The 23,298-nt window shown below is 71.4% G+C and carries 21 protein-coding genes; 9 read left to right on the top strand and 12 right to left on the bottom strand.

The window, feature by feature from the left end:
- The first annotated feature begins 659 nt into the window (after positions 1–659).
- Positions 660–1,658: a tryptophan--tRNA ligase gene (trpS, locus tag ACIRQP_RS04520; protein WP_403883317.1), complete on the top strand. Its 999-nt coding sequence runs from the start codon at positions 660–662 to the stop codon at positions 1,656–1,658.
- A gap of 35 nt (positions 1,659–1,693) precedes the next feature.
- Here trpS and proC read toward each other — a convergent pair whose 3' ends face one another.
- From proC to ACIRQP_RS04490, 6 genes are all read right to left on the bottom strand, one after another.
- Positions 1,694–2,503, bottom strand: a complete 810-nt coding sequence (gene proC / locus ACIRQP_RS04515) for a pyrroline-5-carboxylate reductase (RefSeq protein WP_403883253.1) — start codon at positions 2,501–2,503, stop codon at positions 1,694–1,696.
- A 201-nt stretch (positions 2,504–2,704) separates the two neighbouring features.
- Positions 2,705–3,514: an ABC transporter permease gene (locus tag ACIRQP_RS04510; protein WP_403883249.1), complete on the bottom strand. Its 810-nt coding sequence runs from the start codon at positions 3,512–3,514 to the stop codon at positions 2,705–2,707.
- Entirely contained in the window at positions 3,511–4,278 is a 768-nt protein-coding gene (locus ACIRQP_RS04505; RefSeq protein WP_403883246.1) for an ABC transporter ATP-binding protein, read from the bottom strand. Before ACIRQP_RS04505 ends, ACIRQP_RS04510 begins: the two co-directional genes overlap by 4 nt.
- Before the next feature lie 32 nt (positions 4,279–4,310).
- Positions 4,311–5,057: a class I SAM-dependent methyltransferase gene (locus tag ACIRQP_RS04500; protein ID WP_403883243.1), complete on the bottom strand. Its 747-nt coding sequence runs from the start codon at positions 5,055–5,057 to the stop codon at positions 4,311–4,313.
- 71 nt (positions 5,058–5,128) lie between these two features.
- Positions 5,129–5,662 (bottom strand): hypothetical protein, encoded by a 534-nt coding sequence (locus tag ACIRQP_RS04495; RefSeq protein ID WP_403883240.1) that lies wholly within the window; start codon positions 5,660–5,662, stop codon positions 5,129–5,131.
- A 56-nt stretch (positions 5,663–5,718) separates the two neighbouring features.
- Complete coding sequence (locus ACIRQP_RS04490) at positions 5,719–6,087, bottom strand: hypothetical protein (RefSeq protein WP_403883237.1); 369 nt, start codon at positions 6,085–6,087, stop codon at positions 5,719–5,721.
- A gap of 125 nt (positions 6,088–6,212) precedes the next feature.
- Between ACIRQP_RS04490 and ACIRQP_RS04485 the strand changes: the two genes are divergently transcribed.
- On the top strand, positions 6,213–8,585 hold the full coding sequence (locus tag ACIRQP_RS04485) for a PQQ-binding-like beta-propeller repeat protein (protein ID WP_403883234.1): 2,373 nt from the start codon (positions 6,213–6,215) through the stop codon (positions 8,583–8,585).
- Between the two features lie 144 nt (positions 8,586–8,729).
- On the opposite strand, the gene ilvD is transcribed toward ACIRQP_RS04485, so the two are convergent.
- The 4 genes from ilvD to ACIRQP_RS04465 form a co-directional block, all read right to left on the bottom strand.
- Positions 8,730–10,580, bottom strand: a complete 1,851-nt coding sequence (gene ilvD / locus ACIRQP_RS04480; protein WP_403883231.1) for a dihydroxy-acid dehydratase — start codon at positions 10,578–10,580, stop codon at positions 8,730–8,732.
- Between the two features lie 155 nt (positions 10,581–10,735).
- Entirely contained in the window at positions 10,736–11,347 is a 612-nt protein-coding gene (locus ACIRQP_RS04475; protein ID WP_403883228.1) for a TetR family transcriptional regulator, read from the bottom strand.
- Positions 11,344–12,264 carry a sugar phosphate isomerase/epimerase family protein gene (locus tag ACIRQP_RS04470; protein WP_403883225.1) on the bottom strand — a complete coding sequence of 307 codons (921 nt, stop codon included), beginning with the start codon at positions 12,262–12,264 and terminating at the stop codon, positions 11,344–11,346. The genes ACIRQP_RS04475 and ACIRQP_RS04470 overlap by 4 nt, the downstream gene beginning before the upstream one ends.
- Before the next feature lie 22 nt (positions 12,265–12,286).
- Positions 12,287–13,219 carry a Ppx/GppA family phosphatase gene (locus ACIRQP_RS04465; RefSeq protein WP_403883222.1) on the bottom strand — a complete coding sequence of 311 codons (933 nt, stop codon included), beginning with the start codon at positions 13,217–13,219 and terminating at the stop codon, positions 12,287–12,289.
- A 40-nt stretch (positions 13,220–13,259) separates the two neighbouring features.
- Between ACIRQP_RS04465 and ACIRQP_RS04460 the strand changes: the two genes are divergently transcribed.
- Entirely contained in the window at positions 13,260–14,138 is an 879-nt protein-coding gene (locus ACIRQP_RS04460) for a hypothetical protein (protein WP_403883219.1), read from the top strand.
- Positions 14,139–14,153: 15 nt separating this feature from the next.
- Here ACIRQP_RS04460 and ACIRQP_RS04455 read toward each other — a convergent pair whose 3' ends face one another.
- A complete protein-coding gene (locus ACIRQP_RS04455) occupies positions 14,154–16,061 on the bottom strand; it encodes a hypothetical protein (RefSeq protein ID WP_403883216.1) in 1,908 nt (635 codons plus the stop codon).
- Positions 16,062–16,280: 219 nt separating this feature from the next.
- Between ACIRQP_RS04455 and radA the strand changes: the two genes are divergently transcribed.
- Together radA and disA are read left to right on the top strand one after the other, a co-directional pair.
- Entirely contained in the window at positions 16,281–17,690 is a 1,410-nt protein-coding gene (gene radA, locus ACIRQP_RS04450; protein ID WP_403883213.1) for a DNA repair protein RadA, read from the top strand.
- 44 nt (positions 17,691–17,734) lie between these two features.
- Complete coding sequence (gene disA / locus ACIRQP_RS04445) at positions 17,735–18,859, top strand: DNA integrity scanning diadenylate cyclase DisA (RefSeq protein ID WP_403883210.1); 1,125 nt, start codon at positions 17,735–17,737, stop codon at positions 18,857–18,859.
- Between the two features lie 116 nt (positions 18,860–18,975).
- On the opposite strand, the gene ACIRQP_RS04440 is transcribed toward disA, so the two are convergent.
- Positions 18,976–19,839, bottom strand: coding sequence for a hypothetical protein (locus ACIRQP_RS04440; RefSeq protein ID WP_403883207.1), 864 nt, complete (start codon positions 19,837–19,839; stop codon positions 18,976–18,978).
- A gap of 177 nt (positions 19,840–20,016) precedes the next feature.
- Here ACIRQP_RS04440 and ACIRQP_RS04435 point away from each other — a divergent pair, with 177 nt between their 5' ends.
- From ACIRQP_RS04435 to ACIRQP_RS04420, 4 genes are all read left to right on the top strand, one after another.
- Entirely contained in the window at positions 20,017–20,673 is a 657-nt protein-coding gene (locus tag ACIRQP_RS04435; RefSeq protein WP_403883204.1) for a phosphatase PAP2 family protein, read from the top strand.
- Between the two features lie 196 nt (positions 20,674–20,869).
- A complete protein-coding gene (locus ACIRQP_RS04430; protein WP_403883201.1) occupies positions 20,870–21,805 on the top strand; it encodes an A/G-specific adenine glycosylase in 936 nt (311 codons plus the stop codon).
- A 185-nt stretch (positions 21,806–21,990) separates the two neighbouring features.
- Positions 21,991–22,638 carry a SigE family RNA polymerase sigma factor gene (locus ACIRQP_RS04425; RefSeq protein WP_403883198.1) on the top strand — a complete coding sequence of 216 codons (648 nt, stop codon included), beginning with the start codon at positions 21,991–21,993 and terminating at the stop codon, positions 22,636–22,638.
- A gap of 35 nt (positions 22,639–22,673) precedes the next feature.
- Complete coding sequence (locus tag ACIRQP_RS04420; RefSeq protein ID WP_403883196.1) at positions 22,674–23,294, top strand: hypothetical protein; 621 nt, start codon at positions 22,674–22,676, stop codon at positions 23,292–23,294.
- Positions 23,295–23,298 lie beyond the last annotated feature (4 nt).

Genomic DNA, 23,298 nt, shown 5'->3' with positions numbered 1-23,298 from the left:
TGAGTTCTCAAGGAACGGACGCTTCCTTTGTACTCACCCTCTCGGGCTTTCCTCCGGGCTTTTCCCTTCGGTCTTGCGTTTCCGACTCTATCAGACTCTTCCGTGTCCGATTCCCCGTCGGAGCGGGGCCGCCTTCCAGATTTCCGCTTTTGCGTTTCCCTTTCCAGCGATTCCGACTCTACCAGATCCTTTCGGGCCTGATTCCCAGTCAGAGTGTGCTGTCATCCCGGCCGTTGGGCCGTTCCGACGAGTGAGACTTTAGCGGAATCTACTGCTCCGACGCTAATCGGGGCCGCATCCCATCGAACGCGGATTCCTCATTCGCAAAAGCTCACGCAAAACAATGCGACACCAGTGGTCGCTCGCTTCTAGTGGGTCGTGCTGAATGACTGTCCGGGGACCGACCTGCGCCGGTGCTCACGTCGGACAGCCCAGAGAACATTACGGATCTGTGTTTGGCATGTCAACTTGAGGGTTCGGCCGCTAGTCTGGTGGCCATGACAACGCACACGTGCAACCTTCAGTGGTGGGCCGCCTGACGGCGGCCACCCACACACGTGTGCACTCAACGGCCGCCGCCCCGGCGGCCGTTCGCGTTTCTCCTCTCGGAGAGCCAGCCGCTGAAAGCGGCGGCTCCGATCCGGAGGGTGATGAGAGAGATGACGCGGATCTTCAGCGGGATCAAGCCGACGGGGCATCTGACGTTGGGCAACTACCTCGGGGCCGTACACAGATGGGTCGAGGTCGATCAGCACCGGGCCGACGCGCTGTTCAGCGTGGTGGATCTACACTCTCTGACCGTCGAACACGATCCCGCCCGCGTGCGCAGACTCAGCCGGCAGGCCGCCACGCTCCTGCTGGCGGCCGGGCTGGATCCCGCCCTGTGCACCGTGTTCGTACAGAGCCATGTGGACGAGCACGCGCGGCTCTCGTATCTGCTGGAGTGCACGGCCACCGACGGTGAGCTGCGGCGCATGATCCAGTACAAGGAGAAGAGCGCGCGGGCGCTGGAGTCCGGGGAGAGCGTGCGGTTCTCGCTGCTGTCGTATCCGGTGCTCATGGCCGCGGACATCCTGGCCTACCGCACGGATGAGGTGCCGGTCGGTGATGACCAGACGCAGCATGTGGAGCTGACCCGGGATCTCGCGGTGCGGTTCAACCAGCGGTATGGGCATACGTTCGCCGTGCCGAAGGCCACCCGGCCGCCGGTGGCCGCGCGGGTCATGGATCTCCAGGATCCGACGTCGAAGATGGGCAAGTCGCACGAGTCCGGTGCCGGAATCGTCTATCTCCTGGACGACGCCGACATGGCGCGGAAGAAGATCATGCGCGCCGTCACCGACAGCGGGCAGGAGGTCGAATACGACCGGGAGGACAAACCGGGCGTGGCCAATCTGCTGGAGATCCTCGCGGCGTGCGAAAACGGGAGCCCGGACGAGCTGGCCGGTGCCTATGACTCGTACGGCGCGCTCAAGAAGGACACGGCGGAAGCGGTGGTCGAGCTGTTGCGGCCGCTGCGGGAACGGCACGCGGAACTGGCCGCGGATCCCGGCTATGTCGACGGAGTACTGAAGGAGGGAGCGGAGCGGGCCAGGGGGATGGCCCGCCCGGTGGTCGACGCGGCCTATCGGGCCATCGGTCTGCTGCCGGCCGGCTGAGCTGTGGTCTGACGGGCAGCCGCGTCCGCGGAGGGTCAGCCGTTGCCGGTGGCCAGGGCGCGGCTGCGGTCGCGGGCGGCCTCGATCGCGGCGATCAGGGCTGCCCGTACACCGTGGTTCTCCAGCTCCCGGATGGCGCTGATGGTGGTGCCGGCCGGGGAGGTCACGGCCTCCCGGAGCTTCACGGGGTGTTCGCCGCTGTCACGCAGCATGACGGCGGCGCCGATGGCGGCCTGGACGATGAGTTCGTGGGCCTGGGCGCGGGGCAGGCCGAGGAGGATGCCGGCGTCGGTCATGGCCTCGACCAGGAAGTAGAAGTACGCCGGGCCCGAGCCGGAGAGGGCGGTGGCCGCGTCCTGCTGGGACTCGGGGACGCGGAGGGTCTTGCCGACGCCGCCGAAGATCTCTTCGGCGTGGCCGAGATGGACGGCGAGGGCGTGGCTGCCGGCCGAGATGACGGACATGCCCTCGTCCACCAGCACCGGAGTGTTGGGCATGACGCGTACGACGGGGGTGCCCGCGGTCAGGCGTTCCTCGATGAAGGCGGTGGTGATACCGGCGGCGGCGCTGATGATCAGGCGGTCGGCGGTGACATGGGGGGTGAGTTCGTCGAGCAGCTTGCCCATGTCCTGCGGCTTGACGGCGAGGATGAGGATGTCGGCGCGCTTGGCGGCGTCCGCGTTGGTGACGGTCTCGACGCCGTACAGGTCGCGGAGTTCCTCCGCCCGGTCGGCGCGGCGGGTGGTGGCCAGCAGGTCGGCGGCCCGCCAGCCGGCCCGGATCATGCCGCTGAGCAGGGCCTCGCCGATCTTTCCGGTACCGAGGACTGCGACTGTCTGGGGCATTGCGGGGTCACCTCGCCGGTGGGGATGTGTGCTGCTTTCCTTGCTGCTGTCCTTCATGAACCATCCTCGCACCGGGGCCGGGAGGTGCGCGGGAGGTGTCCGAGGAGCGGTACGGCGGCGGGGTGACCGGGTCGGCGGGATGACCTGGGCGGCGGGGGTGGCAGTGGCCGGCCCCTGTCGTCTATGCCGTCCTGCTGTCTTCTATGCCGTCCTGCGGCGGAGGGTCGCGGCGCCCAGGGCGAGTACGAGCGCGGCGCAGCCCGCCACGATCACGGCGTCCCGGACGAAGTCGCCGGTGACGTCCGTATGGCGCAGGACCTGGTTCATGCCGTCGACGGCATAGGACATCGGCAGGACGTTGGAGATGGCCTCCAGGACGGGCTGCATGTTCGGGCGCGGGGTGAAGAGGCCGCAGAGGAGGAGCTGCGGAAAGATCACCGCGGGCATGAACTGCACCGCCTGGAATTCGGACGCGGCGAACGCGGAGACGAAGAGGCCGAGTGCCGTGCCGAGCAGGGCGTCGAGGAGCGCGACCAGGAGGAGCAGCCAGGCGGATCCCACCACTTCCAGGCCGAGGGCCCAGACCGCGAGGCCGGTGGCGAGGACGGACTGGACGATGGCGAGCAGGCCGAAGGCCAGGGCGTACCCGGCGATCAGGTCGGCCTTGCCCAGGGGCATGGCGAGCAGGCGTTCCAGGGTGCCCGAGGTGCGCTCGCGCAGGGTCGCGATCGAGGTCACCAGAAACATCGTGATCAGCGGGAAGATGCCGAGCAGCGAGGCGCCGATGGAGTCGAAGGTGCGCGGGCTGCCGTCGAAGACGTAGCGGAGCAGGAAGAGCATCACGCACGGGACGAGGATCATCAGCGCGATCGAGCGTGGGTCGTGGCGCAGCTGGCGCAGTACACGGGCGGCGGTGGCCAGGGTGCGGGCGGCGGACATCGGGGCCGCGGTGGTGCGGGACGGGGTCGCCGTGCCGGGGACCGTCGTCGTACCGGGGGTCGCGGTGCTCATCGGACGCTCTCCTGGAGTGCGTTGGCCTCGTCGACCAGGTGGAGGAAGGCCGCTTCCACGGTCTCCGTGCGGGTACGGGTGCGCAGGGCGTCCGGGGTGTCGTCGGCGAGGATCTCGCCGTCGCGCATGAGGAGGAGGCGGTGGCAGCGTTCGGCCTCGTCCATGACATGGGAGGAGACGAGGATCGTCGCGGCGCGCTCGGCGGCGATGCGGTGGAAGAGCTCCCAGAGGTCGCGGCGCAGTACGGGGTCGAGGCCGACGGTCGGTTCGTCGAGGACGAGCAGTTCGGGGGTGCCGAGCAGGGCGACGGCGAGGGAGACCCGGCTGCGCTGGCCGCCGGAGAGCCTGCCGGCGAGCGAGTCGGCGTGGGAGGCGAGGTCGACGTCGCCGACGGCCCGGGTGACCGTCTCGCGGCGGGCCTTGCGGCGGGCCCGTCCCGGGTCGAGCACGGCGGCGAAGTAGTCGAGATTCTGACGCACTGTCAGGTCGTCGTAGACGGAGGGCGCCTGGGTGACATAGCCGATCCTGGCGCGCAGCGCGCCGTCGCCGGCGGGCAGACCGAGGACGTCCAGGGCGCCGGTGACCTTGGCCTGGGTGCCGACGATGGCGCGCATCAGGGTCGACTTGCCGCAGCCGGACGGGCCGAGCAGGCCGGTGATCCGGCCCGGCGATACGGCGAAGTCGAGGCCGCGCAGGACGGTGCGGTCGCCCCGTCGCACGGTGAGACCGCGGGCACGGATGGCGCCCTCAGTAAAATTCATCATGTGATGAATAATGGGCGCGGCCGATGCCGCCGTCAAGCGCGGGCGGTGACCGTCAGCTCGACGGCATATGCCTCCTCGACGGTCCCGTCCGGGAAGAGCCTGAGCAGCTCCGCCCGCTCGTCCGCGAGGAAGTCGGCCGCGGCCTGTTCACCGCGCGTACGGAAGACGGAGTGGCTGCCGAGATTGGCGAGATGGGTGTCGAGGGTGACGCGGCGGGTCCAGGTGATACGGCGCTCCGCGCGGTCCATCGCGGCCGGCAGACTCTGTGCGCGGCCGGTGGAGCTGTGGGCGCCGTGGTGCATGTCGTCGGCCCAGCGGCGGACCCGTTCGTCCTGGGCCGCGATCCACGGCACATCGCCCTCCGAGATGTTCCACCAGAGGGCGAGCCCGCCGCCGGGCCGCAGGACCCGCAGGGCTTCCGGCACGGAGCGGGCCGGGTCGGTCCAGTGCCAGGACTGGGCGTACGTGATGAGGTCGGCGCATCCGTCCGCGAGGGGCAGCGCGTCGCCGAGGGCCCGGACGAGCGGAACGCCGGGGGCGGCGCGGTGCAGCCGGGCCGCCATCCGCGGTCCGGGCTCGACGGCGGTGACCAGGGCGCCGCGTGCGCGCAGCAGGCGCGTGGCGATACCGGTACCGGCGCCCACGTCGAGGACGCGGGAGCCATTGAGCGGGCGGCCGGTGATCTCCTCGATGGCGTCGAAGAGGGCGGGCGGATAGCCGGGGCGGGCCTCGTCGTACTGGTCGGCCACGGCGTCGAAGGAGAGAGCGCGTTCGGTCATGCACCCATCCTGGCGCGACAGGGCGCGACAGGGCGCGACGGGGGGCGACGGGGGGCGACGGGGGGCGCGGCCTACGCGCGCTTGGGCTTGCTGCCCTTTCCACCGCCGCGGGCGGCGGGGTTTCCGGCGCGGGCGCTGCGACGGCGCTCGTACTGGACGACGGCCGTCTCGTACTCCTTGCGGCGCAGCCCCTCGCCCGGGGCCTCGACGAGAGAGCGCAGGAAGTACGCGACCAGCACGCCGATGAAACCGATCGTCTTGACGCTGTGCAGGGACTCCTCGCGGCCCGCATCGGCCGGACGGCGCTGGAAACCGTCCCAGGTCCGGCGGAACGCGATGGCGCCGCACACCGAGAAGACCGCGATGACGAGCACCCCGACGAACGCGCCCACGTCCGCGATCTCCAGACCCTCGTACGCGAAGCGCAGCACGAAGCAGGCGGCGACGGTGGTGACGAGGGAGCCCGCGACGACCACGACACGGCGCAGTGCGTAGCCGCCGTCGTGGCCGACCCAGGTCGTACCGAAGAAACGGATGGCCTCGGGCTCGGGGCCGCCGTGGCTGTGCCGCTCGGGCCGCTCGGGCTGTACGGGGTGCTCGCTCACGCGGCGATTATCCCCGGCGCGCGTCGCGGCGCCCGGTCAGGCCACCCGACAGGCTCTCAGGCGCAGCGCTCCGCGACGTAGCCGCTGCTGCCCGTGTAGACATACGCGTCCGAGACGAACTGTCCGTTGGCGATGTTGTCCCAGAGGTTCGTCGTCCCGTACGGGCCGGTGATCCACTCACCCGGCTTCTGACAGTTGATCGGAACGCTCGCGCCGTACGGAAGCACCTTGACGAGCTGGTAGTTCGTGCCGGGGCCACTGCGGACGTTCACGCGGTAGTCCGGGTGGACCGCGTACCGCTTCGCCGCCAGCGTTTCCACGGCCACCGCCGACTCGGCGAGCGTCTCGGCCGACGCCTCCCCGGCACTCTCCTCGCCGTTCGCCACGGCATTCACCGCGCCGCTCTCAACCTCTTCGACTGCCATTCGGTCCTCCCCCATTGAAGGTGCGTACCCTGCGCCGCGCAGGCTAGCAAGCGATGGCTTGATAGCACGCATCATCGACTAGGCTCCGTGCGTCGCGCTTGCGCACGAATACACGGGGGTGGGCGATGCCACCACTGCGCAATACCGGGTCGGCCCCGGAAGCGGAGCGTCCGGAATACGCCGGCCGCTACCTGCTCGAATCAGCCCTGGGATCGGGCGGAATGGGCGTGGTCCACCTGGCCACCTCCGCTTCCGGGCTGCGTCTCGCCGTCAAAGTCATCCATACCAACCATGCGTCGGATCCCGAGTTCAGAGCCCGGTTCCGGCAGGAGGTCGCCGCCGCCCGCCGGGTGAGCGGCGCCTTCACCGCGCCCGTCGTGGACGCTGATCCGGAGGCCGAACGGCCTTGGATGGCCACCCTGTTCATCGAAGGCCCGACCCTCTCCGAGCGGGTGAAGCGGAACGGTCCGCTGGACGCCGAGGAATTGACCAGGCTCGGCGCGGGGCTGGCCGAGGGGCTGCGGGACATCCACCGGGCCGGTGTGGTGCACCGCGATCTCAAGCCGAGCAATGTCCTGTTGGCGTCGGACGGCCCCAAGGTCATCGACTTCGGTATCTCGCGCCCGACGGACAGTGATCTGCGGACCGAGACGGGCAAGCTCATCGGCACACCGCCGTTCATGGCGCCCGAGCAGTTCCAGCGACCGCGTGAAGTCGGCCCCGCCGCCGATGTGTTCGCCATGGGCGCGGTGCTGGTCCACGCGGCGACCGGGCGCGGGCCGTTCGACTCCGACAGCCCGTACATCGTCGCGTACCAAGTCGTGCACAACGAGCCGGACTTGGCGGGGGTCCCGGAGAAGCTGCTGCCGCTGATCACCCGGTGTCTTGCGAAGGATCCGGCCGACCGGCCGACCCCGGACGAGATGATGGCCGCGCTGCGCCCCTCGTCGGTACCCGGTACGGACGCGCGGCCCGGCGCGCGGTTGTCGTCGCCCGGGGCGAGTCCGCTCGTACCGGCGCAGCGCGGTCCTGTCCCCGCCGAGAACGCGGATCCGGACCCGGCCACTCATACGCGCCCCGCCCGGTTCCGGACACGACAGCTCCGGATCAGCCCCTCGGGGAACACGGACGGCGCGGAAAACGCGAAGGGTCCGGGGAGTCGGAAGCCTCGCGATGCCGGGACGGAAAGCGGCGGGCCGGCGCCCCGCCCCCGGCGGCGGGCCCTCCGAGGGGCGGCGATCGGTGTGGTGCTGGCAGCCGTCGCGGCGGCCGGTTTCGTCGGTGTCCGCGCCGCGCTGGACGACGGCGCCGCCGACCCCGCGCGGCCGGACGCGGCCGGGCCCGGCGGGACGGCTCGCCCCTGGCACATCAAGCTGCCCGACAGGGGCGGCGAGAGCCGCATACCCGTCTGCTCGGCCGCCGACGCGGCCGTCTACTGCACGGCTCCCGGCATCACAGCGGCCCGGCTCGATCCCGCGGACGGCCACCTCGGCTGGTCGGTCAAGGCCGACAAGGGCGACGCGGACGCCGACATCGACGCGGCTCCGGTTCTCTCGGGCGGGCTGCTGCATGTCACCAGCCCCGGCGGGGCCCGGCTGGAGGCGCTCGATCCGGACTCGGGCGCCACGCGCTGGTCCGTCCCGACCTCCTCGTACGCCTCTGTCCGCCACGTCGGTGACACGGTGCTGCTCGTGGCCTACGACGGACGGGTACGGTCCCTGGACAGCGCGACCGGGGACGAGCGCTGGAGCCGGCGGCTCGGCGGGACGGGCTCCGTCTGGACGGCGGTGCCGAGCGGCTCCCCCGGCGGCTCCCCGAGCGGCACCGTCAACACTTCCGACCGTACTTCCGGCAGCGGCTCCGGCGGCGGTCCGCTGTTCGCCGCCACACCGTCGTCCGACGGCGGGGCCACCGAGGTGAGTTCCATCGATCCGGCCGACGGCGCCGTGCGCTGGAAGAAGCGGCTGACGGGCAGCCTGACCCCGGCGGGCGCGTCGGGTGACGCGCTGTTCCTGCTCTCCGAGGACGCCGACGGCTATACGAACGAGGTCGTACGGCTCGACGCGTCGAGCCGTACCGTACGGCGCGTCCCGCTGCCCACGCCGGTCGATCAGGCACAGGCCACCGTGGCGGGTGACACGGTCTATGTCATGGGGTACACGGGTTCGCTGCTCGCCGTCGACACCGCCGGATCCGGCAAGGCCGACGGAGGCGGGAGCGCCGGCGTGCGCTGGCGGCTGGAGACGTCGGTCACCCGGGCGTCACAGCCCACCGTCGCCGGGAACCGCGTCTATCTGAGCGCGGGGGACGGCCGGCTGCTCGCCGTGGACGCCGGGCGTGGCGTACTGCTCGGGCAGACGAAGCCACGGATGGACGACGGGCCCCACACGCTCGTGCCCACCCTGCCCGCGCCCGTCACCGAGCCGGGCACGGTCTTCGCCACCGCGCCCGACGGGTCCGTCTTCGCGGTCGACAGCCGGCGGCCGGACCGCTGGTAGGCACCGGGCCGTCACGGGTCGCAGAACAGTCACGGGTCGCAGAACAGCCGTGCGCCCCGGTCCCTCCAGCGGGATCCGGGGCGCACGGCTTGTAGCCAAGTACCGTCCGTACGTATCGCGAGCGGTCGGCCGTACCGCGAGTGGTCAGCCCAGGCGCGAGACGTCCCGCACCGCGCCCTTGTCCGCGCTCGTCGCCATCGCCGCGTACGCGCGCAGCGCCACCGAGACCTTGCGGTCGCGGGAAGCGGGGGCGTACCGGCCGTTCAGCGCCTCGCGGCGGATCGCCAGCTCGTCGTCGGCGACGAGGAGTTCGATCGTACGGTTCGGGATGTCGATCCGGATCCGGTCGCCGTCGTGGACCAGCGCGATCGTGCCGCCCGAGGCCGCCTCGGGGGAGGCGTGGCCGATCGAGAGGCCCGACGTGCCGCCGGAGAAGCGGCCGTCCGTGACCAGCGCGCAGGACTTGCCGAGGCCCCGGCCCTTCAGATACGAGGTCGGGTAGAGCATCTCCTGCATACCGGGGCCACCGCGCGGGCCCTCGTAGCGGATGACGATGACATCGCCCTCGGTGATCTCCTTGCGGAGGATCTTCTCCACGGCGTCCTCCTGCGACTCGCAGACGACGGCGGGGCCCTCGAACGTCCAGATCGACTCGTCGACGCCGGCCGTCTTCACGACACAGCCGTCGACGGCGAGGTTGCCCTTCAGCACCGCCAGGCCGCCGTCCTTCGAGTACGCGTGGGCCACGTCCCGGACACAGCCGCCCGAGGCGTCGGTGTCGAGCGTGTCCCAGCGCTCGGACTGGGAGAAGGCCTCGGCGGAGCGGACACAGCCGGGGGCCGCGTGCCACAGCTCGACCGCCTCGTCGGACGGCGAGCCGCCGCGGACGTCCCAGGTCTCCAGCCAGTCCTTGATGCTCGGTGAGTGGACGGTGTGCACGTCCTCGTTGAGCAGACCGCCGCGGTACAACTCGCCCAGGATGGCGGGGATGCCGCCGGCCCGGTGGATGTCCTCCATGTAGTACGTGCCGCCGGGGGCCACATTGGGCGCGACCTTGGCCAGGCAGGGCACCCGGCGCGAGACCGCGTCGATGTCGGCGAGGTCGTAGTTGAGCTCGGCCTCCTGTGCGGCGGCGAGCAGATGGAGGATGGTGTTGGTGGAGCCGCCCATGGCGATGTCGAGGGCCATGGCGTTGTCGAAGGCCGCGCGGGTGGCGATGGAGCGCGGCAGGACCGTCTCGTCATCCCGCTCGTAGTAGCGCTTGGTGATCTCGACGACCGTGCGGCCGGCGTTCTCGTACAGCGCCTTGCGCGCCGTGTGCGTGGCCAGCACCGAGCCGTTGCCGGGCAGGGAGAGGCCCATGGCCTCGGTCAGGCAGTTCATCGAGTTGGCGGTGAACATGCCGGAACAGGAACCGCAGGTCGGGCAGGCGTTCTCCTCGATACGGAGGATGTCCTCGTCCGAGACGCTCTCGTTGACCGCGTCCGAGATCGCGTTGATCAGGTCCAGCTTGCGGACCGTACCGTCCACCAGGGTCGCCTTGCCGGCCTCCATCGGACCGCCGGAGACGAAGACCGTGGGGATGTTGAGGCGCATCGCGGCCATCAGCATGCCCGGGGTGATCTTGTCGCAGTTGGAGATGCAGATCAGCGCGTCCGCGCAGTGCGCCTCGACCATGTACTCGACGGAGTCGGCGATCAGATCGCGGGACGGCAGGGAGTAGAGCATTCCGCCGTGGCCCATCGCGATGCCGTCGTCGACGGCGATGGTGTTGAACTCGCGCGGCACGGCGCCCGCGGCCTTGATCGCCTCGGAGACGATCCGGCCGACCGGCGCGAGGTGGGTGTGGCCGGGCACGAACTCGGTGAAGGAGTTGGCCACCGCGACGATCGGCTTGCCGATGTCCTCGCTCGCTACGCCCGATGCCCGCATAAGGGCGCGCGCGCCCGCCATATTGCGGCCGTGGGTGACAGTGCGGGACCTCAGCTCGGGCATCGTCGCTCGCTCCTTCAGCAGATCCGTCAGCCGGTCTTCGGCAGAAATGACTTCTCCGAGCGTACGCCCCGGATCCAAGATCTGGACGGCGTGTCCGGCATACGGAACCGCCGTTCAGCTTTCGGTCGGCTGTTCAGCTTTCGGTCGGCCTTGGGTCAGGCTTCGGTGAGATAGCGCTGAATCGTGGGCGCCACCATCGTGATGATCTCCTCGGTGTCCGCCGAGGCCAGCGGCTCCGCCTTGATCACATAGCGGAGGAAGGCGATCCCGATCATGTGCGACGCGGCCAGCTCGGCGCGGAACGTCGGGTTCGGTACGTCGAGATCCTCCGCGACGCGCTCCAGCAGCCGCCGCAGGACGAACGTACGCAGCACCTTCGCCGCCGCCTCGTGCGTCAGCGCGGAGCGGATCATCGCCAGCAGCGGGGCCCGGGTCACCGGGTTCTCCCAGACGCCGATGAAGTAGCGGGCGAGCCGCTCCCCGATGCCGTCCGTTCCGCCGGCCAGCAGCGTGGGCACCAACAGGGCCGGTTCGAAGGAGACCTCGATGGCCGCCTCGAAGACCTCGTCCTTCGTACCGAAGTAGTGGTGGACGAGCGCCGGGTCGACCCCCGCAGCCTTGGCGATGCCCCGGATGGAGGTCTTGTCGTACCCGCGCTCGGCGAACTCCGTACGGGCGGCGTCGAGGATCTTCTGCTGGGCGCTGGGGCCGGTGTCGGCCGCCTTGCGGGCGGGGCGGCCGCGGCGGCGCGGAGCCGTGCCGTTCATGACGGGCGCGCTCCCGAGGAGCCGCTACGGGGCGAGCGCGCCGAAGAAGACTCCGGCCGCGTCGCCGAGGACGGCTTCGCCCGTGTCGCCGGGGACGGCGCGGGCGAAGGGGCCGACGAGGCGAGATGCAGCCGGGCGAACGCCAGCGCCTCCGCCAGATCGGCCTCACGCTCCGCGGCGGACATCGCGCGCCGCGTGTTCACCTCGATCACGACCTGCCCGTCGAATCCGCTGCCCGCCAGCCCCGCCAGCAGCTCGGCGCACGGCTGCGTGCCCCGGCCGGGCACCAGATGCTCGTCCTTGGCCGACCCGTTGCCGTCCGCGAGATGGACATGCCCCAGCCGGTCGCCCATCCGGCCGATCATGGCCATGGCGTCGGTGCGGGCGGTCGCGGTGTGCGAGAGATCGACGGTGAAGTGCCGGTAGTCGTACTTGGTCACGTCCCAGTCGGGCGCGTAGGCGAGCATCTCCCGGTCGCGGTAGCGCCACGGGTACATGTTCTCGACGGCGAACCGTACATCCGTCTCGTCCGCCATCCGCCATATTCCGGTGACGAAGTCACGCGCGTACTGCCGCTGCCAGCGGAACGGCGGATGCACGACCACGGTGGAGGCGCCGAGCTTCTCGGCCGCCGCCCGCGCCCGCTGGAGCTTCACCCACGGATCGGTGGACCACACCCGCTGGGTGATGAGCAGACAGGGCGCGTGTACGGCGAGTACGGGCACCCCGTGATAGTCGGAGAGCCGGCGCAGCGCCTCGATGTCCTGGCTGACGGGATCGGTCCAGACCATGACCTCGACACCGTCGTACCCCAGGCGTGCGGCGATCTCGAAAGCCGTCGCCGTGGACTCCGGATAGACCGAAGCCGTCGAGAGCGCGACCTTCGCATCCGGGATGCGCACCACAGGTTCTGCCACGGAGACAGCGTACGGGCACCCTCTACGTGGTCGGGAGTTGATCGAGCCGCCGCAGGATGATGCCCTCGCGCAGCGCCCAGGGGCAGATCTCCACACTCTCGACCCCGAACAGGTCCATCGCGCCCTCCGCGACCAGCGCTCCCGCCAGCAGCTGCGACGAACGGCCGTCGGAGACACCGGGGAGCCCGGCGCGCTGGAGCGCGCTCATCGTGGCCAGCTTGGGCACCCACTCCTCCAGTGACGAACGACTCAGTTCGCGCTGCACGTACAGGCCCTCGGCGGAGCGCGCGGCCCCGGCGAGCCGGGCCAGCTGCCGGAAGGTCTTGGAGGTCGCCACCACATGGTCGGGGCTGCCGAACCGCGAGAACTCCCCGACCGTACGGGCGATCCGCGCCCGTACGTGGCGGCGCAGCGCCCTCACGTCGTCGGGGCCGGGCGGGTCGCCGTGCAGCCAGCCCGCGGTCAGCCGGCCCGCGCCCAGGGGCAGGGACACGGCGGCGTCCGGCTCCTCGTCGATTCCGTACCCGATCTCCAGCGAGCCGCCGCCGATGTCCAGGACGAGCAGTTTCCCGGCCGACCAGCCGAACCAGCGGCGGGCGGCGAGGAAGGTGAGCCGGGCCTCCTCCTCGCCCGTGAGGACCTCCAGATCGACGCCGGTCTCGGTTTTGACACGCCCGAGGACCTGCTCGGCGTTGCTGGCCTCGCGCACGGCGGAGGTCGCGAACGGCAGGACGTCCTCGCAGCCCTTGTCCTCGGCGGCCTGGAGCGCGTCGGCGATGGTCGAGACGAGCCGGTCGACACCTTCGGGCCCGATCGCTCCGTCCTCGTCGAGGAGTTCGGCGAGCCGCAACTCCGCCTTGTACGAGTGCGCGGGCAGCGGACGGGCGCCGCGGTGGGCGTCCACCGCGAGCAGGTGAACGGTGTTCGAACCGACGTCGAGGACTCCGAGTCTCATGAACGGAACGCTACTGCGACCGCGCGCATACGCTGGACCTGTGCCAAAGACGAAAAAGGCGAAGCCGGGCAAAGCTCAGGGCCCGAAGAAGCAGTACCAGCAGGAGGAGGCCGCGAGCACCTCCTCGCGCACGCCCCGGAACGCTCGGGACGTCCCGGACGAGAAGGGGCTGGACTTCGCCCGTGCCTGGGCCGAATTCCCCGATCCCGCCGACGACGAGCAGGTCTTCCGCTGCGATCTGACCTGGCTCACCTCGCGGTGGAACTGCGTCTTCGGCAGCGGCTGCCAGGGCATCCAGGCGGGCCGCGCCGACGACGGCTGCTGCACGCTGGGCGCGCACTTCTCCGACGAGGACGACGAGAAGCGCGTCGCCGGTCATGTGGCACGGCTCACGCCGGACCTCTGGCAGTTCCACGAGGAGGGCACGACCACCGGCTGGACGCAGACGGACGACGACGGCGAGCGCCAGACACGCCGCTGGGACGGCTCCTGCATCTTCCAGAACCGTCCCGGCTTCGCGGGCGGCGCCGGGTGCTCGCTGCACATCCTGGCCCTGAGTGAGGGCCGCGAGCCGCTGGAAACGAAGCCGGACGTCTGCTGGCAGCTGCCGGTCCGGCGGACGTACGACTGGATCGAGCGGCCCGACGACACGCGCGTGCTCCAGGTGTCCATCGGTGAGTACGACCGGCGCGGCTGGGGGCCGGGCGGCCACGATCTGCACTGGTGGTGCACCTCGGCGACCTCGGCGCACGGCGCGGGCGAGCCGGTGTACAGGACGTACCGGCCCGAGCTGACCGAGCTGATGGGCAAGGAGGGCTACGACCGGCTGGCCGAGCTGTGCGAGCAGCGCCTGGCGAGCGAGCTTCCGCTGGTGGCACCGCATCCGGCGGACCCGGCCCGGCATCCGGACGGGGCCTAGGGCCTCTCGTTTGGATCAGGCCGGGTTCGTGGGGTCCGGGTCCGAGGGGTACGGAGACGGGTCGGTCGGCTGCGGATCGCCGGGGACGGGACCCCTGGCACCGGGACCCCCGGTACCGGGATGGGACGCACCGGTCGGATCCGAGGATCTCTGACCCGGCCCGGGCCCCGGGTCGGGATCGGGGCCGGACGGCTGGAACGGGCCGGAGTCGGAAGAGCCCGGCGGCGTCGGCCCGCCGGGGCCGGGATCCGCGGGATGTCCCGGATGTCCGGGGAGCGCGGGGTGTGCGGGGTGCCCCGACCGGCCCGGGTGACCTGAGGACGGCGGTCTGGAGCCGTAGCCGTAGATCTTCACCACGGATCCCACCGGATAGATCGCCACCCGCGCGCTCCATGGTCCGGACGGCTCGCGCCGGTGGTTCACGAAGACTTGGACGGTGAACGATTCGCCGGGCGCGAGCGTGCCGTAGTGGCGGCTCAGCCGGAGCCAGGGGGCCTTGGTCGCCGCCGTCCAGGAGACCGGCGCGCCGCCGGACGCCCTGAGCGTGATCATCGTCGTGTCGCCGTGGGGCTGCGCCTCGACCGAGAGTCTGCCGAGGGCCGGTTGCCCCGGGAGGGCCGGCGGGACGGGCAGGCCGTCGCTGATGACCTCGACCGAGACGCCGGGTGCGGTGCCCTCCCCGCCCGATCCGTGGCCGCCCGATCCGTGCCCGGAGCCCGAGCCGTCCTGGGCGCTGCCCGCGATCTCGTAGTGCTCGCGCTCGTAGGGCTCGCGCGGCCTCTCGTCCGCTTCGGCCGGGCCCTCGGCCGCGCCGGCGCTGACCGACGAGCCGTCGCGGCCGTCCGCCGTCTCCGGCGCGCCGGAGTACGCCGCCCAGAGGGCGAGCACGGGAGCGGCGACGACGGCCGCCACGACGGTGGTGGTCACGGCACGCGCCCACAACCGGTCCCGGCGGGCCGCGCGGTCCTTGGGGTCCATGGGGAAGCCGTTGCGGCCGAAGCGCGGAGCCGCGGCCCGCGCCCGGGGAGTCCGGCCCATCGCCGTGTACGTGGCCTGCCTCGGCGCCTCGATGAGCGGCAGCACGGCGGGCCGGGCGGACCGCGTGCCGTCCGGGGCCGGGGACGAGGCGGACCGCGCGGCGGCCCCGTCCGAGAGCTTCGAGAGGGAGGAGGGGCGCGACCCCGGCCACGGTCCGGCCGCCTCGGCCCGCTCGGCGGCGCGACGGCAGCGCGGGCAGTCGTCGACATGCCGGACCAGTTCGCGCCGGAGCGCCGCGGAGAGCAGCACCTGATGGTCGCCGGTGAGCCGGGCGACGGACGGGCAGCCGCCGGTGTCGACGACGGCGAGCGCGGCGCGGGTGCGCTCCACCTCGCAGGCGGCGGAGGAGAGCAGCTCACGGGCCGCCGCCGGCTCCATGGACAGCACGGCGGCGACCTCTGCCGGGCCCAGCTGGTGGCGTACGGCCAGCTCCAGGATCTCGCGCTGCTCGGGCGTCGTACCGGCGGCTTCCGGCCAGGCCAACAGAGCGAGTTCACGCCGTCGGCGCTCGGCGTTCTCCGGCGCGAGCTCCTCCGTCGGTGCCGGTTCCGGCTCGCGCTGGCCCGAATGCGCCCCCAGCCGACTGCGGCGCTGCTCGGTGAGTCTGCGCAGACAGGACCAGCGGGCGAGGGCGTACAGCCAGGCCTTGCGCTCCCCGGCATCCGAGGGGCAACGGCCGTACTGCCGCTCGGAGATGGACAGCACCTCGCCGAGCACTTCGGTCGCGACGTCGTGGTCGCACAGCACGGAGAGGCAGTAGGTGAACAGACCGTCGAGATACGGCTCGTAACGCGCGGCCCGGCGGCGCGGCACCGGATGGGGCGCACGACGGGGCGCGCGGTGTGCGCCGGTGGTGTGCGTGGAGGTGTCGGGGCTGCTGCTCATCACCCGGCGACGTTAGACAGAGAGACCCACACCCTTCACACCCCTTGAGCACAATTAATCCTTACGGGTGAAGGTATCCCTCAAAAGGGGACAGGAATCGCCCGTTCCGACGAGTTCTCCACCCCCTTGTCCCTCCTCGTTCCCCTTCCTCCCGTCTCACTCCCCGGCCGGCCCCTCTCCCTGGTCGGCGCTGTCAGTGCGCCCCTATACGGTGACGCCATGGCTGCCCGTACGAAAACCGCCAAGGACAGGCCGTCCTACCGCTGCACCGAGTGCGGTTGGACGACCGCCAAGTGGCTCGGCCGCTGCCCCGAATGCCAGGCGTGGGGCACGGTCGAGGAGTACGGCGCGCCCGCCGTACGGACCACCGCGGCGGGCCGGGTCTCCACGGCCGCGCTGCCGATCGGCCAGGTCGACGCCCGTACGGCCACCGCGCGCTCCACCGGCGTGGACGAGCTGGACCGGGTGCTCGGCGGCGGGCTGGTGCCGGGCGCGGTCGTGCTGGTCGCGGGCGAGCCGGGCGTGGGCAAGTCGACGCTGCTGCTCGATGTCGCGGCGAAGTCGGCGAGCGACGAGCACCGCACGCTCTATGTGACGGGCGAGGAGTCCACCAGCCAGGTACGGCTGCGCGCCGACCGGATCAAGGCGATCGACGACCACCTCTATCTGGCCGCGGAGACGGATCTCTCCGCGGTCCTCGGTCACCTCGACGCGGTCAAGCCGTCGCTGCTGATCCTGGACTCCGTCCAGACCGTGGCCTCGCCGGAGATCGATGGCGCGCCCGGCGGTATGGCCCAGGTCCGTGAGGTCGCGGGCGCGCTCATCCGGGCCTCCAAGGAGCGCGCCATGTCCACGCTCCTGGTGGGGCATGTCACCAAGGACGGCGCGATCGCGGGACCGCGGCTGCTCGAACATCTTGTGGACGTCGTGCTGTCGTTCGAGGGCGACCGGCACGCCAGGCTGAGGCTCGTCCGGGGGATCAAGAACCGCTACGGGACGACCGACGAGGTCGGCTGCTTCGAGCTGCACGACGAGGGGATCACCGGTCTCGCCGACCCGTCCGGGCTGTTCCTCACCCGGCGCGACGAGCCCGTTCCCGGCACCTGCCTGACCGTCACGCTGGAGGGGCGCCGGCCGCTCGTCGCCGAGGTGCAGGCGCTGACGGTCGACTCGCAGATCCCCTCACCCCGGCGCACCACCTCCGGTCTGGAGACCTCCCGGGTCTCGATGATGCTCGCCGTGCTGGAGCAGCGCGGCCGGATCAGCGCGCTCGGCAAGCGCGACATCTACAGCGCGACGGTCGGCGGGGTGAAGCTCACCGAGCCCGCCGCCGACCTGGCGATCGCCCTCGCGCTGGCGTCCGCGGCCAGCGACACCCCCCTGCCGAAGAACCTGGTCGCGATCGGGGAAGTCGGGCTCGCGGGCGAGGTCAGACGGGTTACGGGCGTCCAGCGCCGGCTGGCCGAGGCCCACCGTCTCGGCTTCACGCAGGCGCTTGTTCCCACCGATCCGGGGAAGATCCCGGCCGGTATGAAGGTCACAGAAGTCGCTGACATGGGTGATGCTCTCAGGGTGCTGCCGCGCCGCGGTCGTGCGGACGCCCCACGGGAAGACAACGCTCGCCGGTAGACTTTGCCCTGGTCTCGCCCATCCGTACGAGCCGGAGGAGTGCAGTGGCAGCCAACGACCGGGCATCAGCGCCCGGAAAGTCCGGCGCGGGCTCCGGCAACGAAGCGCTGATGCGCGCCTCCCTGAGCGCGGTAGCGCCGGGCATGGCGCTGCGCGACGGCCTGGAGCGGATCCTGCGCGGTAACACCGGAGGTCTGATCGTCCTGGGCATGGACAAGACCGTCGAGTCGATGTGCACGGGCGGTTTCGTGCTGGACGTGGAGTTCACCGCGACCCGCCTGCGCGAGCTGTGCAAACTCGACGGCGCGCTCATCCTGGACAAAGACATGACCAAGATCCTGCGGGCCGGCGTCCAGCTGGTCCCGGAGTCGTCCATCCCCACGGAGGAGACGGGCACGCGGCACCGCACGGCGGACCGCGTGTCCAAACAGTGCGGCTTCCCGGTCGTCTCCGTGTCGCAGTCGATGCGGCTGATCGCGCTGTACGTGAACGGGGAGCGCCGGGTCCTGGAGGAGTCGGCGGCGATCCTGTCGCGGGCGAACCAGGCGCTGGCGACCCTGGAGCGCTACAAGCTCCGGCTGGACGAGGTCGCGGGCACGCTCTCCGCGCTGGAGATCGAGGACCTGGTGACGGTCCGGGACGTGACGGCCGTCGCCCAGCGTCTTGAGATGGTGCGCAGGATCGCCACGGAGATCGCCGAGTACGTGGTCGAGCTGGGCACCGACGGCCGGCTTCTCTCGCTCCAACTGGACGAGTTGATCGCGGGCGTGGAGCCGGAACGGGACCTGGTCGCACGGGACTACGTCCCCGAGCCGACCGCGAAGCGCTCCCGTACGGTCGACGAGGCGCTCGGCGAACTGGACTCGCTGAGCCATCCCGAGCTGCTGGAACTGCCCATCGTGGCAAGGGCGCTGGGCTACAGCGGTGCGCCCGAGACCCTCGACTCCGCGGTCTCGCCGCGTGGTTACCGGCTGCTGGCCAAGGTGCCGCGGCTGCCGGGCGCCATCATCGAGCGGCTCGTCGAGCACTTCGGCGGGCTCCAGAAGCTGCTGGCGGCGAGCGTCGACGATCTGCAGACGGTGGACGGAGTCGGCGAGGCGCGGGCCCGCAGCGTGCGCGAGGGGCTGTCGCGGCTGGCGGAGTCCTCGATCCTGGAGCGATACGTATAGCGCCGTCCGCGGCGGCGTACGTGAACGACGGCGGCGCTCCGACCCGGGAGAGGGTCGGGGCGCCGCCGTATGCGCCTGTGCGGACCGGTATGCAGGACCGGTATGCAGGACCGGTATCAGTCCTTCTCCAGGCGGATGGACGCCTGGCCCTGCTTCACCGAGGCGCCCGAGGTCTTGGCCTCCACCAGATACGTTCCGGGGTCCACCGCCCCCGCGGGCGGCGTGGCGCACTGCGGCGCGCTCCGCTCGCGGTCCCACTCGATCGTGCGAGTGATCGTCCCGCCCGCCGGGACCTCGTAGAGCACCGCGCCGGTCTTCGGGCAGTCCTTGGACGACCAGACGTCGACATCGTCCGCGTTGGTGATCGTCAGCACCACGGCCTTCGGTCCGAAGTCGGCCTTGCAGGCGGTGTCCGAGGTGTTCGTGGCGATCAGCCGGAACGCGGGCTTCTCGCCGGGCGCGTACGCGACCTTCGTCGCGGTGAGGCGCAGAGAGAGGGCGCTCGGGGGGCAGTTGGGCAGTCCCGAGCCGGCCGGTACCTGCCGGCCGGTGCTGGTGCTTCCGCCCCCGCTGCCCGCCGTACCGCCGCCACTGGCGCCGCCGGTCTCCGCCGCGTCGTCCGTACCGCCGGAACCGGCCCCGCCGGCGCCGCCGGTGTCGGTGTCGCCGTTCTTGCCGCCGTCGGCGCCGGCGTCCGTACCGCCCTCGCCGCCACCGGTCCCGCCGGTCGAGCCCGACTCGTCGCGTCCGCCCGGCTGTTCACTGATGGCCGGCCCGGAACCGGAGGGGCCCGGGGTGATGGACGTCGCGGGATTGGCGCCGTCCGCTGTGTCCCCGCTGTTCTTGCCGTCACCCCCACGGGATGTGACGACCCATACGACGAGCAACGCGAGCAGCGCGATCAGCGTCGCCGCTACTGCCCTCCGTCGCCAGTAGATGGTGGAGGGAAGCGGCCCGACCGGATTGCGCAAAGATCCCACGGCGCAAACTGTACGAGAGATCCGCGCCAACTCCCGCCCCCCATGCCGCCCGTCTCGCAAGTTTTACGGATCATCATCCCGCAGCGAGCCCCGGTGACCAGGGCTTCTCCTTTCATCAGGGGTACACCCCGGCCATCGGGAGAGGGGAACTCCCCGTGATCTCTGTACGTTCTTCCCATGAACAGCAGCGCAACGAGCGATCTCTATCGCGATATCACCGACTTCGCCCGTACCACCCCTTCCTGGTTCCAACACCTGGCGGAGCTCTGGACCGAGGCCGGACTGCTGCTGTTCGGCGTGCTCTTCATAACGGTCTGGTGGTCCGCGCGACCGGCCGGCTCACGCGCCGTGGCCGTGGCGGTCCTCGCTCCGCTCGCGACCGCCGTCGCGTATGTGTGCAGTGAGCTGACCAAGTCGGCGCTGACCGAGGAGAGGCCGTGCCGGGCGGTCGCCGAAGCCGGGGCCTCGCTCATCCCCTGTCCGCCGGTGGGCGACTGGTCCTTCCCCAGCAACCACGCCACGATCGCCGGAGCGGCGGCGATCGCACTGGCCATCGCCCGTCCTGTGCTCGCCTGTCTCACCGTCCCGATGGCGCTGCTGATGGCGTTCTCCCGGGTCTTCGTCGGGGTCCACTATCCGCACGACGTGGCGGTGGGGCTGGTGTTCGGCGGCGTGGTGTCGACGCTCGTGGTCCTGGCGGCCGCCCGGCCGGTGAGCACGCTGGTCGGGACGATGCGGACGAGCGGGTCGAGTCTGGCCCTCCTGCTCGCCGGGGCGGGGCGGGCACGCACGGCCGACAACGCGGGCGTGACCGGTGTGAGCGAGCGGGTGTGACCGAGCGGGCGTGACCGCAGAGTGGCGTGACCAGCGGGTCGTGAGGGACCCGGCGGACGTGTGGGACCCGGGGGCCATGAGGGACCGGCGGGCGGGGCGAACGTGGGGCGTGCGCGGGACCGGGCGCGTGACACCTCCGCCCCGCCCGGCCTGCCGCGCCCTCCACGGCCCGGGACATGCCAGGATCGGAACTGCCATGACTGCTACCTCCGCGCACTCCGCGTCCTCTCCGACCGCCGTCGATCCGGCCGCCCTCCACACCCCCGTCATCGCGTGGTTCGACTCGAACGCGCGCGATCTGCCCTGGCGCCGCCCCGAAGCGGGCGCCTGGGGGGTGATGGTCAGCGAGTTCATGCTCCAGCAGACCCCGGTGAACCGGGTGCTCCCCGTGTACGAGCAGTGGCTCAGCCGCTGGCCGCGCCCCGCCGATCTGGCCGCCGAGGCCCCCGGCGAGGCGGTCCGCGCCTGGGGCCGGCTCGGCTATCCACGCCGTGCGCTGCGTCTGCACGGCGCCGCGCAGGCGATAACGGAGCGGCACGGAGGCGATGTACCGCGCGAGCACGCGCAGTTGCTCTCGCTGCCCGGGATCGGTGAGTACACGGCCGCCGCCGTGGCCTCGTTCGCGTACGGACAGCGGCACGCGGTGCTCGACACGAACGTGCGCCGCGTCTTCGCGCGCGCCGTGGCCGGTGTCCAGTACCCGCCGAACGCGACCACCGCCGCCGAACGCAAGCTGGCCCGCGCGCTGCTGCCCGAGGACGCCCCGACCGCGGCGCGCTGGGCGGCGTCGTCCATGGAGCTGGGCGCGCTCATCTGCACGGCGAAGAACGAGGGTTGCGTACGTTGCCCGATCTCCGACCGGTGCGCCTGGCGGCTGGCCGGGAAACCGCCGTACGAGGGCCCCACGCGGCGCGGTCAGACGTACGCGGGCACGGACCGTCAGGTGCGGGGCAAGCTCCTCGCCGTCCTGCGCGAGGCGGTCGCGCCGGTGCCCCAGGGGGTTCTGGACGCGGTCTGGGACGAGCCGGTGCAGCGGGCCAGGGCGCTGGACGGGCTGGTCTCCGACGGGCTGGTCGAGCCGATGGAGAACGGGGTCTACCGACTGCCGCAGAGCCGGGCCGAACCGCGCTGACGCCGCGCCGACCGCGCGCCGCGTCACAGCGGTCGCCCCGGCGGTCGCCCCGGCGGCCGTTACACAACCGATGGACAGCCGTGCGTCCGCCGACGGCTGTCACGCACAGCCTCGTGACAAGCGCTCCGTAATTTCGGTGCCGTAAGCGAACGGCATGGATGGTCACGGGGTCGGAGGCGGTTGGCATGGCGCAGGGAGAGGTACTCGGATTCGAGGAGTACGTACGTAACCGGCAGGAGGCCCTGCTGCGGAGCGCCCGGCGCCTCGTGCCCGACCCCGTCGACGCGCAGGACCTGCTCCAGACCGCGCTGGCCCGTACGTACGGGCGCTGGGACGGCATCGCCGACAAGTCCCTCGCCGACGCCTATCTGCGCCGCGTCATGATCAACACGCGTACGGAGTGGTGGCGCGCCCGCAAGCTCGAAGAGGTCCCCACCGAGCAACTGCCCGACGCGAGCATCGACGACGGCACCGAGCAGCGTGCCGACCGCGCGCTACTGATGGACATCCTGGGGGTCCTCGCGCCCAAGCAGCGCAGCGTGGTGGTGCTGCGGCACTGGGAGCAGATGAGCACGGAGGAGACGGCTGCGGCGCTCGGCATGTCGGCGGGTACCGTAAAGAGCACACTGCACCGCGCGCTGGCCCGGCTCCGTCAGGAACTGGAGAGCCGGGAACTGGCCAGCCAGGACCCGGATGTCCACGCGCCGGAGCGGTCGGATCTCCGTCGCGGCAGGCGCGACGGGAGCGACAGGCGTGACGGTCGGGGCGCTCGCGGCACACGCGGCGGCCTCGGCGGTCATGAGGAGCGGGGGCGGGAGAGGTGCGCGGCCTGAGAGACCCGGGGCGGCCGGGGGGCGGACCCTTCGCCGTGGGTACGGCACTGTCGGCGTTCGCCGCCGTCGGTCTGCTCATATCCGGCTGTTCGACCGGCGGTACGGGGACCAGGGACGAGGGCGCGGCCGTGACCTCCCCCGTGGAGCCCGGCGCGCCCACTCCCCCCAGGGCGTCCGCGCCGGCCCCCGCCAGAACCGTCGACGCGGTGGCGCTGCTCCGGAAGGACCCCGCGGTCAGCCCGCGGGTCAAGGCCGACCTCAAACCGTGCGGCGAGGACGCGTACCCGGTGGACACGTCGTACGGGAACCTGACCGGCGGTACCGCACCCGATCTGGTGATCAACGTGATGACGTGCGGCGACTCGGTGGGCGTCGGGACGTATGTGTACCGCGAGCGGAACGAGGGGTACCAGAACGTCTTCGCGACGGAGGAGCCCGCCGTCTATGCCACGATCGACCGCGGTGAGCTGGTCGTCACCCAGCAGGTGTACGCGAAGGGCGATCCGCTGTCCTTTCCGTCCGGCGAGGACGTCGTGACGTACAGCTGGGCCGACACCAAGTTCAGCGAGCGCTACCGGGTGCGCAACGACTACAGCAGAGCGGTGGGCAACGGCGAAGGGGCCGTACCCGCGCCCACTGTGACGAGCCACGACTGAGAGC

Source organism: Streptomyces sp. NPDC102274, assembly GCF_044766385.1.
Taxonomy (GTDB): Bacteria; Actinomycetota; Actinomycetes; order Streptomycetales; family Streptomycetaceae; genus Streptomyces.
The sequence above is the reverse complement of the archived record's forward strand: the minus strand, read 5'-3'. Positions and strand labels throughout refer to the sequence as shown.